The organism is Marinitenerispora sediminis (assembly GCF_003336425.1).
GTDB classification, from domain to species: domain Bacteria; phylum Actinomycetota; class Actinomycetes; order Streptosporangiales; family Streptosporangiaceae; genus Marinitenerispora; species Marinitenerispora sediminis.
Map to the genome: position 1 here is coordinate 1 of NZ_QEIO01000151.1, position 12930 is coordinate 12930.

Genomic DNA, 12930 nt, shown 5'->3' on the forward strand with positions numbered 1-12930 from the left:
CTGGCCGCGGTGATCTGGCACAACTGGGAGACCGGCGCCCCGGTCAAACGCTCGCTCATCGCCTACGACCACTGAAGACATCGGACTCAATCATCTAGCGGGAAGGCGCTTCGGCATTGCCGGGCGAGCCCGTCCCCGCGGCCGACCACGCCCCGGAGGGCATCGGCGCGGCAGCACCTCCGACCGCAGCGGCAGCCGCCCTGGAGGAGGCGTCGCGCGGTCGCGCTCCAGCGCCGCCCGCAGCTCCCGCGCGGACCGCGGTCCGGCTCGCCATGGCCCTCCTTGGGAGCTGCCGGCCCGCTCCTCGGCGGCGCGGGCCCCTGCCGCCTCACCGGGCACGGCCGGCCGTCGTGGGCGGGGCGGGCGGACGGGGGCCGCTCGGCGGCGAACCGCGCGGCCGGTGGCGCGGCTCGCCCCTCGCGGAGGGAGCCGGACGCGGTTCACGTGGCGCCCGGTGGCTGCGGCTCGCGCCCCGCCATGACAGTGGGCGCGTCCGCTCGCGTTCACGGAGCAGGGGAACCTCCGCGCTGTTCGCCTGGTCAGCCTGCCGCCGCACGCCGTCCGCCGCGCCCGCGCGGTGGCCGGGAGATCCGGACCGGCCCCTCGTCGGGCGCGTCCGCCGCCGCTTCGACGTGGCGCAGCACCGTCAGCAGGGCGCGGACCTCGAAGTACTCGGAGCGCGCGGTCCGGGACGTGAGGCGCAGCCGTTCGCGGAGTCGCTCCCGGCAGGCCGCGACCAGCCGGCGCTGTTCGGGGGTGAGACGCCCGGCGTTCTCCAGGCAGGCGTCCACGCAGCGCTCCACATCCCGGACGACCGGGTCCGGCGAGTTCGCCGGTGGAACCCCGCGCCGCGTGCGGTGGTAGCGGACCGCGTGCAGCGCGGCCCGCCGAACCGCTCCGTACCAGCGGTCGGGCACATGGGGGTTCGGCACGTCCGGGGCGGGCCGCCGACGGCCGCGGCGCTTCGCCTCGCGTCGGGCCTCGGTGTAGGCCCGGACCTCGGCCTGCCACAGTCCACGGCTCGCCTCCAGGGCCTCCAGCGCCCGGAGCAGGGCCCGTTCGTCGCGCCGGTACCGCCCGGCCGTTGCCTCCAGGTAGTCCAGGGTGACGGTGAAGCCGATGGGCCGGTACAGCTGGACGCAGGACCGCAGTGCCGCCACCCGGCGCCGGTGCGGCAGGCGGGGGTCGCGGACCCGGCGCGCGTACCCCCGGAAGCTCACCGGGCCGACCCGCTACGGCCGCGCCGCGGCCCGGCGCAGGAGGGCGGCCACGGCAGGCGGCCGGCGGGCTGGACGGGGAGCCGGGCGGGAGCAGGACGCGTCCCGAGGGCGGCCGGCGCGGTCACGCGGGTGTCGGCTCCGGGCGCACGGAGCCGCATCCGCGCTGCTCCGCCGGCAGGTTCCGCTCGACGGTGTCGATGATGCCGTGGAGGGCTTGGCGCGAGCGGACCAGCGTGCCGATGTGGTCGTCCAGCCCGTGCAGGCGCGCCCGCAGGACCTCCAGGAGTTCGTCGCAGGCTTCGAGCTCGGGCGCCGCGCCCGTCGCGCAGGGCAGCAGGTAGGCGATCTCCTCGGTCGACAGCCCGGCTTCGAGCAGCCTCCTGATCTGGGTCACGGTCAGGACCGCGTCACCGGTGTACTCGCGGTAGCCGTTGGCGCCGCGATGGGGTTCCAGCAGGCCCCGGGCCTCGTAGTAGCGCAACTGGTGCGTGTGGACGCCGGTCCGGCGACTCAGCTCCCCGATCAGCACGCAGACCCTCCCCTTGACCTTCATACCGGTGTGAACGTCGATGATTCTGCCATGTCCGCCACCCCGACCGGAGGAGTACACATGGCGCACGATCGCGACGCCGCCCCCGCCCCCGCCCCCGAAGCCGTGACCGTCGTCGGCCTGGGCCTGATGGGCCAGGCGCTGGCCGGCGCGTTCCTGCGCGCCGGGCACCCCACGACCGTGTGGAACCGCACCGCGGCGAAGGCCGAGCCCTTCGCCGCCCAGGGAGCGAGGCTCGCCGGATCGATCGGCGACGCCGTCGCGGCCGCCCCTCTCGTGGTCGTCTGCGTCTCGGACTACGGCGCCGTACGCGAGCTCCTCGATCCGCTGGGCGCGGCCCTCGACGGCCGGGTGCTGGTGAACCTCACGTCGGGCACCTCGGCGCAGGCCCGGGAGACCGCCGAGTGGGCGCGGCACCACGGCGCCGACTACCTCGACGGCGCGATCCTGGCCGCCCCCCAGGCCATCGGCACGGCGGACGCCGACATCCTCTACAGCGGGCCGCGGTCGGCCTTCGACCCGCACGAGCCGGCACTGCGCGCCCTCGGCGCGGGGACCGCCCACCTCGGAGAGGACCACGGCCTGTCGTCGCTGCACGACGCGGCCGTGCTGGGCCTGATGTGGGGCGTGTTGAACACCTTCCTGCACGGTGCCGCGCTGCTCCGCACGGCCGGCGTGGACGCCGCGGCGTTCGCCCCGCTCGCCACCAAGGGCATCGGGACGGTGACCGGCTGGCTCGCGGGCTACGCGCAGCAGGTCGACGACGGCGCGTACCCGGCCGACGACTCCACCATCGACACCCACCTGGCGGCGATGGAGCACCTCGTCCACGAGAGCGAGGCCCTCGGTGTCAGCGCCGAGATCCCGCGGTTCTTCACGATCCTGGCCGAGCGTGCCGTCGCCGACGGGCACGGCGGCAGCGGCTACGCGGCGATGATCGAGCAGTTCCGCACGTCTGCCCAGGAGGTTCGGGCATGACCGCCGCGCCCTTCGACCCGCACGCGCTGCTCGCGCGGAGCCGACTCGGCGTCCTCGCGACGATCAAGTCCGACGGCCGCCCCCAGCTCTCCCCCGTCATGCCCCTCTACGACCGCGGGGCCGGAGTCATCTACGTCTCGACGGCCGAGGGCTTCGCCAAGACGGCGAACCTGCGCCGCGACCCGCGGGCCGCGCTGGAGGTGACCAGCCCCGACGGCCGGGCGTGGGCCACCGCCGAGGGCACGGTGGCCCTGACCGGGCCGGGAGCCGACCCGCACGGCCCCGAGGTCGAGGCGCTGGTGGACTACTACCGCACCGCCGCCGGCGAGCACCCGGACTGGGAGGAGTACCGAGCGGTGATGGTCTCCGAGCGCAGGGTGCTCATCACGATGGCGGTCGACCACGTGTACGGCGCCGCGCTGGACTGACCGATGTCCGCGTCCGCGTCGGCGCCGGCGTGCCGTCGCGGGCGCGGACGCCCCTGGGCTTCCGGGGTTCGGGCGCCTCGGCGGGCGGGCGCCGGGGGCGGCGCGATGCGCGTCCCACCCCCGGATGATCACACGTAAACAGCGTTGACTACGCTGATCCGGTGGTCAGGGGCAGTCGCTGGTTGGTACTGGGCATCGCGATCGTCGCGCAGATCGCGAGTGTGTCGGCGATGATGGGCCTGCCCTTCGTGCTCCCGGAGCTGCGCGCCGCCTACCACCTCACCACCGCCCAGGCGGGGGCGCTGGCCGGGCTGCCGAGTCTGGGGCTGCTGCTGACGCTGCTCGGCTGGGGCGTCGTCATCGACCGGTACGGCGAACGGTTCACCATGACGGTGAGCTTGGCGCTGACCGCCGGATTCCTGCTGCTGCTCGGCGTGGTGGACGGTCCGCTCGGGGTCGGCGCCGTGCTGCTGCTCGTGGGAGCGGCCGGCGGTCCGGTGAACGCCGCCAGCGGGCGGCTGGTGCTTGGCTGGTTCTCCCGCCGTGAGCGCGGGCTCGCCATGGGCATCCGGCAGGGGGCGCAGCCGCTCGGGATGGGGCTGGCCGCCGCGGCACTGCCCCTGGTGGCCGCGCACCACGGGTTCGTCACCGCGATGCTGCTCCCGGCGGCGCTCGCCCTGGCGGTGCTGCCCTTCGTCGCCATGTTCGCCGCGGCGCCGCCCGCGGTCGCCGCCGCCGGCGATGACCCCGCGCGGCCCGCGAAGCCGGGCTCGCCGTACCGGCAGGCGCGGATATGGCGGGTGCACGCGGCCAGCGTGCTGCTGATCGTCCCCCAGTTCACGCTGGCCACGTACGCGCTGGTCTACCTGGTGGACGAGCACGGCTGGTCGGCACCGCTGGCCGGGGCCGTGGTGGCGGCAGGCCAGGTGCCGGGCGCGCTCGCGCGGCTCGGGGCCGGCCTCTGGTCGGACCGGACGGGGAGCCGGCTGCGTCCGGTGCGGATCCTCGCCGCCGCGTGCGCCGCGGCGCTGCTGGTGCTCGCCGGGGCGTCGTCGGTGCTCCCCGGCCTCGCGGTCGTCCTACTGCTGATCTGCCTCGTGCTGTCGGTCAGCCACAACGGGCTGACCTTCACCGCCGTCGCCGAGACAGCCGGACTCGCCTGGGCCGGACGGGCGATGGCCGCCCAGAACTCCCTCCAGGCACTGGGGTCGACCCTCACACCGGTCCTGATGGGGGTCGCCATCGACGGGGCCGGCTTCCCGGCGGCGTTCGCCCTGGCCGCGGTGTTCGCCGCCGCGGCGATCACCGCCGTCCCGCGGTCGGAACAGCCGTCCGGCCCCTCCGCTACCTGAGCGAGACCCGGATGGCCTCGCCGCCGTCGTCACCGTCGCCATCCGGCCGTTCCGCGGCGGAGCGCACCGTGATGCCGGTCGGGTTCGGCACCTGGCCCACCGGGCGCCCAGCCTCCTCCGCGACATTCACCAAGCTGTACGCGGCCTGGCCCAGGTACTCCCAGAGCTGCCGGTCGAGTGCCGGGGGAAGCTGGAGCTCGTCGACCGCCGCGCGCATGTGCGCCAGCCAGCGGTCCCGCTCGACGGCTCCGATACGGAACGGGTGGTGCCGCATCCGCAGCCGCGGGTGGCCGCGCTGCTCGCTGTAGGTGCGCGGGCCTCCCCAGTACTGGATCAGGAACAGCCGCAGCCGCTCCTCGGCCGGGCCGAGGTCCTCCTCGGGGTACATCGGCCGCAGTACGGGATCGTCGGCGACACCCTCGTAGAAGCGGCGTACCAGCCGGGTGAAGGCCGCCTCGCCGCCCACGGCGTCGTAGAAGCTCACGTGGTCATCGCTTGGGGAAGTCATAATCGCCTGCCAGCTTACGTGCTGCGCGGATACGCGGCCACCGGCGCTCCGGTGCCGCGCGCTGACGACACGGCGGCGGCCGTCCGCCCGTGGAAGGAGTTCCACGGGCGGACGGCCGCCAGGGCGTGCCGCGGACGCCGGTCAGTCGCGGGTCAGCTTGCGACGGGTGACGGCGTGCGGACGCGCCGCCTCCGGGCCGAGGCGCTCGATCTTGTTCTTCTCGTAGGACTCGAAGTTGCCCTCGAACCAGAACCAGTTGGCGCCGCCCTCCCACGCGAGGATGTGGGTGGCGACCCGGTCCAGGAACCAGCGGTCGTGGCTGGTGATGACCGCGCAGCCGGGGAAGTCCAGCAGCGCCTTCTCCAGCGACCCGAGGGTGTCGACGTCGAGGTCGTTCGTCGGCTCGTCCAGGAGCAGCATGTTGCCGCCCTGCTTCAGGGTGAGCGCGAGATTGACCCGGTTGCGCTCACCGCCGGAGAGCACGCCGGCCGACTTCTGCTGGTCGGAGCCCTTGAAGCCGAAGGCGGCGACGTAGGCGCGGCTGGGGATCTCGACGTTGCCGACCTGGATGAACGTCTCGCCGTCGGAGATGACCTCCCAGACGTTCTTCTTGTCGTCGATCCGGCCGCGGTACTGGTCGACGTAGGAGATCTTCACGGTGTCGCCGACGCTGATGGCGCCGGTGTCCGGGGTCTCCTCGCCGACGATCATCTTGAACAGCGTCGTCTTGCCGACACCGTTGGGCCCGATGACGCCGACGATGCCGTTCGGCGGCAGCGAGAAGCTCAGGTCCTCGATCAGCACCCGGTCTCCGAAGCCCTTGCCCAGGTTCTTGACCTCCACCACGGTGCTGCCGAGGCGCGGACCCGGCGGGATCTGGATCTCCTCGAAGTCCAGCTTGCGGGTGTTGGCCGCCTCGGCGGCCATCTCCTCGTAGCGCTGGAGGCGGGCCTTGCTCTTGGTCTGGCGCGCCTTGGCGTTGGAGCGCACCCACTCCAGCTCGTCCTGGAGGCGCTTCTGCCGCTTGATGTCCTTCTGGCCCTCGACCTTGAGCCGCGCGGCCTTCGTCTCCAGGTAGGTGGTGTAGTTGCCCTCGTAGGGGTAGAGCTTGCCGCGGTCGAGTTCGAGGATCCACGTGGCGACGTGGTCGAGGAAGTAGCGGTCGTGGGTGATCGCGATGATCGTGCCGGGGTAGCTCGCCAGGTGCTGCTCCAGCCACTGCACGCTCTCGGCGTCCAGGTGGTTGGTCGGCTCGTCCAGCAGCAGCAGGTCCGGCCGCTCCAGCAGCAGCTTGCAGAGCGCGACACGGCGCTTCTCACCACCGGACAGCACCGAGATCTCGGCGTCCGGCGGCGGACAGCGCAGCGCGTCCATGGCCTGCGCCAACTGGCTGTCGAGGTCCCAGGCGTTGCGGTGGTCGAGCTGCTCCTGCAGCTTGCCCATTTCCTCCAGCAGCTCGTCGGAGTAGTCGGTCGCCATCTTCTCGGCGACCTCGTTGAACCGGTCGAGCATGGCCTTGGTCTCGGCGACGCCGTCCTCGACGTTCTGCAGCACCGTCTTGTCGGGGTCGAGCTGGGGCTCCTGCGCGAGCAGTCCCACGGAGAACCCGGGCATCAGCCGGGCCTCACCGTTGGACGGCTGCTCGATGCCGGCCATGAGCTTCAGGAGCGTGGACTTTCCCGCGCCGTTCGGCCCGACGACTCCGATCTTGGCCCCGGGCAGGAAGGACCCCGAGACGTTGTCCAAGACGACCTTGTCGCCGTGCGCCTTACGCACGCTGCGCATCGTGTAGATGTACTCCGGCATACCTCAAGCCTAGGGCGTCACCGCCGGTGCCCGGGCCACATGGCCGAACCCCCCGGACCGTCGGTGCGGGCGACCGGTGACGCGCCGTCGAGCCATTCCGGAGTGAAGTGCCGCCACGTCCGCGGCGACACCCCCTGCCGCAGGGCCTGCCGGATCAGCGCGGCCATGGCGTAGTCGGGCTCGGCCTCGTGCACCCGCCGCAGCGCGGCCTCCACCAGCTCCCGATCGCCCTGCTGCCAGGCGGCGAACGCGAGCAGCGCTCCGGGGGCCGCGGTGTAGGCGGGCTCGACGTGCCGGAGCACCCGGGTCCACAACCGCACGTGCGACTCGATCCGGTCGCGCTGGATGTGCGCCCACGCCTCGTCCCGGACCCGGAGGGAGACGAGGACGACTCCCAGCCAGGCGATGCGGTCGGGGTCGCTCGTCAGTTCCCCGCGCACGGCCTCGGCCACCGCCGCCCGCACCGCCCGCACGCCTTCCACCCGCAGCGCGGTGTCGAAGGACGTGCGGCCGCCGCGGTCGCCGGGTGCCCACATGCGGGCGCAGCGCGCCTCGGCCCGGAGTGTGGCCCGCTCCATGGCCGTACGTGCGGCGCCTCGGACCGGCGCCACGATGGCGCGCGCACCGCCGTCGCCGCGGACCGCCAGGCCGGCGACCACCGCGGTCGCGGGGATCACGGATGTGTCGGTGTCGTAGGCCACCCCCTCGGGCGGGCAGCACTCCGAGGACGGGCAGAGGTAGGACCAGTAGCGCCCGCCGTGCACCCGCAGTGCGTCGCGCGGCCGCACGCCGACCTCGGCCAAGGCCGCGCGTACGGCGTCCACCCAGGGAGTGACCCGCTCCGGGCGGCCGTACCCGACGATCAGCGCCTGGTCGCACCCGCGCCGCGCGAACGGCTGCACCATGCGCGCCGCCAGCCGGCGCGGCGCGTCCGCCGGCTCCGCCGGAAGGTCGCACCTGCTGACGAAGCGCACCCGCCGCTCCGCGCGATCGAGGCCGAGCAGGACCATGCTCTCCGCCCGTGGAGGCACACCAAGCAGGTACGGAACGGCCGCGATGACGTCCGTGGGCGTGCCGAGCCTGAGAGAGGTCGGGACAGCGGTCGGTTCAGGGACCAGCTCTTCATTCTCCGTGGTCATGCGACCACTCTCGGCTACCGCACCCAGAGGTGCCAGCCCCGATCTCCGACCTGTGGAAAACTCGCGCCCCAGAGGACCGGAGCCCGGCGCAAGCACACGGGCCCGTGCTCACTCCGCGGCCGCCGACCGCCCCCCGAACTCCCGAGCCGCACTCCCCCGCCGCCGCACGTCCGGCGGCCCGGACACCGTGAGGTTGCTGGTCACCGGCATGCAGACGCGGTCCCGCCCGGCGTCCTTGGCCCGGTAGAGCGCGAGGTCCGCGGCCGCCATGAGTTCGATCAGGTCCCGGCCGTGGACGGCCAGGAGCGCCACACCGACCGAGATGGTGATGGTCACCGTGGTCTCGTCGACCGGCAGCGCCATGCGCCCCACCCGCGAACGCAACCGCTCGGCCACCCGGCACGCCTCCGCCATGTCGGCGTCGGGAAGCAGGACGACGAACTCCTCGCCACCGAAGCGCCCGACGACGTCCGTCTGCCGCAACTGGTGCGTGATGGTGTTGGCGACCCCGATGAGGACCTGGTCACCGAAGAGGTGCCCGTAGGTGTCGTTGACCCGCTTGAAGTGGTCGATGTCCAGGATCAGTACGGCCATCGGCCGTCCCACCTGCAATGCCCGGGAGAGCTCAGCCTCCGCCTCGCTCTGCCACGTGGTGGCGTTGAGCAGGCCCGTCTTCGGGTCGGTCCGTGCTGCCGTCTGCAACTGCTGGAAGAGCAGACTCCGATGCAGTAAGAGGACCGAGGGCAACGCGATCACCACGAGCACCAGCGAGATTCCGCACAAGATCGTGACCATGATGCCCATGCAGAGTTCGGCCGTGTCGACAAGGAGATCTTCCCGGTCCCACAGGAGGTCCCGCCATGGTGTCTCGGGAGCGCTGAGCCGGACGGCCGTAACGATCAGCACCGTGTCCAGCAACGTGAAAAGGCCGCCGCAGATGATGGAGGTCAGTAGTCCCTGCCCGCTGAACTCCAACGGGTAGGCGGTGAAGTCCGAGAGCCCTGTCAGGTTCGGTGTGACGCCTCCACCGACCGAGTGGGACAGCGTCGACGTCACGTAGCCGGACAGTGCCACTGTCGCCGCGTTGAACACCCGTCGAAAGACCAGTGTCCGCCGAACCCGGAACTGGTGCAGCGCGTAGATCGGAATGGGGATCAGGAGGGCGTACAGCGGTGGCAGGAGTAGGAAGGTCGGCAACCACCAGGCTCCGAGCAGGTCCCGAGAGATCCCGGCAGGCATGCCGAGCCGCCGCATGGCTTCCACGCACACCGTGGTGCAGCCCACCAGCGCACCGAAGGTGATGAGGTCTGCGGCCGTTATCGCCGTCGTGGCCAACTCGAAAACCAGGGCGACGCAGGCACCGACTACGACCACGAAGAAGTACCGGATCATTGCCGGGGCTTGAGTGAAGAGCGGCCAGTCACGGAACCAGTGCCCGCGAAACCGTCCCCGAAAAGCAACGGTTCGCTGTGACGCCGCCACCTTGACCGCCCCCGTTCCCCGACACCCCCACGCGGCTCCAGTCCACTGGAGCGCGCTGGCTTGTCGTTCATCTGCGCATACTTTGCCCTCGGGCCATCCACAGCCCTCCAAGCCAACGTGACATTGAGTAATAGGGTAGTCGCTAACCGTGCGCCTCGCACCGGATGCAGCTACATTTGGAGGGCGTTCACAGGCCGACGACGTCGACCATCGGTGATCGCCGAGGGGGATGCCGAAGGGCGGACGGGAGGCACGGTCTCAAGTACGAGACCGCGAACGTCGCCTGGCAACCGGTTGCCGTCCTCTGGCACACGCTGTGGGGACGGGCGAAAACGAGGGGACCAGCGGCGGCATCTCCTCCCGCAGTGGGCATCACACGCGGGAAGGAATTCCGTCCGTCAACTGACCGATTTTGGAGGAACCATGGGACGCAATCTCCATTGGATCTAGGTCGACGGATCCAGAGCACGAAATGGCGCGAGCCGGGCGAAGGAGTTCCCTCACCCGGCTCGTGCATGCCGCCCCGCTTGGGCGGCGGTTCCGTTCCTTCGGCTACGAGGTCTCCTCGCCCCGGGCCGCGCGCAGGCCCGACGTGAAGCGGCGGTACTCCGCCAGTTCCGCCTCGATGGGGGCGATGATCTTCTCCGCCACCACGGCCGCCACGCGTTCCCGGCCGAGCGTGGTCACCTGCTCCCGCTGGCGTGCGGCCGCGACCGACACCAGGTTGCGGCAGCCGACCCCGGTCAGCCAGCCCACGGCGAGCGCCGCCGCGACGACGGCCCCGGCGAATCCGATGAACACGGGAGCGTTCAGGACCGGGAGGCCGGTCAGCCCGCCGGTGAACTGGGCGGCCACGACGACGCCCAGCCACGCGAGGCCGGCTCCGCCCATCGCCACGAGCAGGTAGTGCAGCACCCGGACGACCCGCCACCACGACGGTGTCCGCTTAGCGTCGGGCACCGTCCCTGCGATGGCCGTACCGAGTTCGTTGGCGACCTCGTCGGCGACGCCGCGCCCGGCCGCCCGCACGCGCCGGGGCCAGGGGGCGGGCAGCCCCTGGGCGACCTCGTCGGCGACGGCGCCCACCGCGGTGTCGATCTCGGCCTGCTGCGCGCCCACGGGCGCGGTCGCCGCGTCGGTGAGGTCGTCGTGCAGGAAGTCCAGCCGCATCGACCGCAGCGGGTCCCGCCGCAGCCGGCGGAGCCACCGCGTGATCGGCCAGCCCACCATCCGGGTCCCGCGGCGCTCGTGGGCGGTCTCGACGGCGTCGGCGAGTGCGGCCACGCCCCCCGCGCCGGCCAGCTCGGTGGTCAGGGACTCCCGCGCGGCGTCGGGCACCTTGGTGGGCGCGTCCACGGCGGCGCTGTACGGCTCGAAGTCCTTGGTGACCCGGTCGAGGTCGGCCACGAGGCGGTCGATCGCGGCGCGCCGTTCCGTGACCGTCTCCTTGAGCAGGTCACGCAGCGCCGGGATCCCCTCCTCGGTGACGGTGGAGGTGGTGAGCACGCGGGGCTGCACCCCGGACTCGGTCTCCAGCAGCCGGCGGAGGTCGGTGAGCAGCTCTTCGACCTCCTCGCTGTCCACCCGGTCCACCTGGTTGAGGACAGCCACCGTCACGGCGCCATGGCCGGCCATCTCGGCGAGGTAGCGGTGGTGGACGGCGGCGTCGGCGTACTTCTGCGGGTCGAGCACCCAGATGAGCAGGTCGACGGCACCGATCAGCCGGTCGGCCTCGACGGTGTGCGCGGCCCGCACCGAGTCGTGGTCGGGGAGGTCGAGCAGGATCAGCCCGGTGAGCTCGGATTCGCCCCGGTCCAGTTCGCTGGTGCGGGAGCGGCGGTAGCGGGGCGGCACCCCGAGCCAGTCGAGCAGCCCGTCGGCGCCCTCGGTCCCCCACACGCAGGCGTGCGCCGAGGAGGTGGTCGGCCGGGTGATGCCGACGCGCGAGAACTCCAGCCCGCACAGCGCGTTGAAGAGCGATGACTTGCCGCTTCCGGTCCCGCCCGCGAGCGCGACGACCGTGTGGTCGGCGGACAGCCGCAGCCGCGCACCCGCGTGGTTCAGCAGCTGCCGGGAGCGCGTCGCGGCCTCCGGGTCGATGTCGTCGCCACCGATCTCCAGCATCACGGCGAGGCCGTCCAGCCGGGCGATGAGCTCCTCGCGGGTCGTGGCCGGCATGGGCTGCCACATCTCGCGGCTGACCGGCTGGTACTCGTCGTCCTCGTCCGCGACGGACACGGTGCTGGGCGTCCACACCGGCTCAGGCTCGGCGTCGGCGGCCTCGGACTCAGCCGGCGCTTCGGCCTCCGGTCGGGCGTCCGGCGCGGCCGGCTCCGGGACCGGCTCGGCGGCCCCCGGCGCGGGCTTGGCCGGTTCCGCGGCCGCGTCGCCGTCCGCACCGGCGGGGTCGGCGGCGTCGGGCGCGCCGTCGGCCGGCGGTGCCTCCGCGGCCGCCGCCGCGGGCTCGGCGGTCTCCGGTTCCGGAGCGGTCGCGCGGTGCTCGCCGCCGTCCGCACCGCCGTCCGCGGCGGCCGCCTCGGCCGGGTGGTCGTCGCCCGCCTCGACGGGGGCGTCCACGGAGTAGGCGACGTACCTGGGCTGCGGGCCGGTGCGGCGGCCGGCGATGGCGTCGTCGTCGACGGCCTCCGCGAGGCTGCCGACCCACCCGGCGAGGTCGTCGGGGTCGTCCGGGTCGACGCCGTCGGCGTCGGCGGCCCCCTCGTCGCGGGCCCGGCCCTCGGTACCGGCGGCGCTCCGACGCGAGGGCGCGGCGTGCCTGCCGTGCGAACCGCGGCGGGGGAGGGCCGGCCGCTCGGCGGTGTCACCGGACGCGGCCGGCTCCGCGGCGGTGTCGGTGCCGCGCTCCTCCGCGGGGGCGTCGGCCTCGCCGGTCACCCGTGCGTGCGCACCGGTGTCGGAGGCACGCCGGTCGCCGGAGGCTCGCCGACCGGTGTCGCCCCCCTCGGCTCGGAGGGGGTCCGCCTGGTCGCGAGCGGGCACTCCGTCGGGGTCCTCGGGTGCCGCGTCGCCGCCCGGCGGGCGGCGCCAGCCCGCGTCCGGTACCGCGCCGGAGGCCGGCGGAGCCGGCTCGGCGGGGCGGGCGCGCCGGCCGGCCGCCGGCGGGTCGGCGGCGACGCTGCCGGACGCACTCGTGCCGCGTGCCCAGCCGGCGTCCGGCGCCTCGGGCCACGGCGCCGGCTGCGGCGCGGACGTCGCTCCTCCGGAGGCGACCTGGTCGAACCAGCCGCCCCGTTCGTCGGTCTCGAAACCATCGGACCGCCAGCGCGCGGCGTCCGGCGCGGGGGCAGAGGCCGACGTACGGCCGCTGCGTCCGGCGGCGGGAGGCTCTGGTGCGGTGTCCTCCACGGGAGCCGGCACGGCGCCGGGCGCCGGCGGCTCGGGCGGCGGGAGCGGCCGCAGCCATCCGGGGTCGGCGGCCTCCGACCACGACGCCGCGGGGGAGCTGG

General features: G+C 73.5%; 10 protein-coding genes. 3 read left to right on the forward strand and 7 right to left on the reverse strand.

Annotated elements, in window-relative coordinates; all coding sequences use genetic code 11:
* Positions 1-539: 539 nt before the first annotated feature.
* The gene (locus DEF28_RS22265; RefSeq protein WP_181874402.1) at positions 540-1220 is read right to left on the reverse strand and encodes a hypothetical protein; all 681 of its coding nucleotides are present in this window, start codon (positions 1218-1220) and stop codon (positions 540-542) included.
* A 121-nt stretch (positions 1221-1341) separates the two neighbouring features.
* Positions 1342-1773 (reverse strand): MerR family transcriptional regulator, encoded by a 432-nt coding sequence (locus DEF28_RS22270; protein WP_233515479.1) that lies wholly within the window; start codon positions 1771-1773, stop codon positions 1342-1344.
* A gap of 57 nt (positions 1774-1830) precedes the next feature.
* Between DEF28_RS22270 and DEF28_RS22275 the strand changes: the two genes are divergently transcribed.
* From DEF28_RS22275 to DEF28_RS22285, 3 genes are all read left to right on the forward strand, one after another.
* The gene (locus DEF28_RS22275; protein WP_114399806.1) at positions 1831-2748 is read left to right on the forward strand and encodes an NAD(P)-dependent oxidoreductase; all 918 of its coding nucleotides are present in this window, start codon (positions 1831-1833) and stop codon (positions 2746-2748) included.
* Positions 2745-3176 (forward strand): PPOX class F420-dependent oxidoreductase, encoded by a 432-nt coding sequence (locus tag DEF28_RS22280; protein WP_114399805.1) that lies wholly within the window; start codon positions 2745-2747, stop codon positions 3174-3176. The genes DEF28_RS22275 and DEF28_RS22280 overlap by 4 nt, the downstream gene beginning before the upstream one ends.
* Positions 3177-3337: 161 nt before the next feature.
* The gene (locus DEF28_RS22285; protein WP_181874401.1) at positions 3338-4528 is read left to right on the forward strand and encodes an MFS transporter; all 1191 of its coding nucleotides are present in this window, start codon (positions 3338-3340) and stop codon (positions 4526-4528) included.
* Here DEF28_RS22285 and DEF28_RS22290 read toward each other — a convergent pair.
* From DEF28_RS22290 to DEF28_RS22310, 5 genes are all read right to left on the reverse strand, one after another.
* Entirely contained in the window at positions 4521-5036 is a 516-nt protein-coding gene (locus DEF28_RS22290) for a globin (protein ID WP_181874400.1), read from the reverse strand. The two genes, DEF28_RS22285 and DEF28_RS22290, sit on opposite strands and share 8 nt — an antisense overlap.
* A gap of 141 nt (positions 5037-5177) precedes the next feature.
* Positions 5178-6842 carry an energy-dependent translational throttle protein EttA gene (gene ettA, locus DEF28_RS22295; protein WP_114399803.1) on the reverse strand — a complete coding sequence of 555 codons (1665 nt, stop codon included), beginning with the start codon at positions 6840-6842 and terminating at the stop codon, positions 5178-5180.
* Positions 6843-6859: 17 nt separating this feature from the next.
* Complete coding sequence (locus tag DEF28_RS22300; protein WP_114399802.1) at positions 6860-7981, reverse strand: DUF4192 domain-containing protein; 1122 nt, start codon at positions 7979-7981, stop codon at positions 6860-6862.
* Between the two features lie 108 nt (positions 7982-8089).
* A complete protein-coding gene (locus DEF28_RS22305; protein ID WP_449405550.1) occupies positions 8090-9463 on the reverse strand; it encodes a GGDEF domain-containing protein in 1374 nt (457 codons plus the stop codon).
* 552 nt (positions 9464-10015) lie between these two features.
* Positions 10016-12841 carry a GTPase gene (locus DEF28_RS22310; RefSeq protein WP_114399808.1) on the reverse strand — a complete coding sequence of 942 codons (2826 nt, stop codon included), beginning with the start codon at positions 12839-12841 and terminating at the stop codon, positions 10016-10018.
* Positions 12842-12930: the final 89 nt, after the last annotated feature.

Coding starts and splice junctions, on each gene's coding strand:
- DEF28_RS22270 (WP_233515479.1), bottom strand. CDS start 1,773: ATGAAGGTCAAGGGGAGGGTCTGCGTGCTGATCGGGGAGCTGAGTCGC.
- DEF28_RS22275 (WP_114399806.1), top strand. CDS start 1,831: ATGGCGCACGATCGCGACGCCGCCCCCGCCCCCGCCCCCGAAGCCGTG.
- DEF28_RS22280 (WP_114399805.1), top strand. CDS start 2,745: ATGACCGCCGCGCCCTTCGACCCGCACGCGCTGCTCGCGCGGAGCCGA.
- DEF28_RS22290 (WP_181874400.1), bottom strand. CDS start 5,036: ATGACTTCCCCAAGCGATGACCACGTGAGCTTCTACGACGCCGTGGGC.
- ettA (WP_114399803.1), bottom strand. CDS start 6,842: ATGCCGGAGTACATCTACACGATGCGCAGCGTGCGTAAGGCGCACGGC.
- DEF28_RS22300 (WP_114399802.1), bottom strand. CDS start 7,981: ATGACCACGGAGAATGAAGAGCTGGTCCCTGAACCGACCGCTGTCCCG.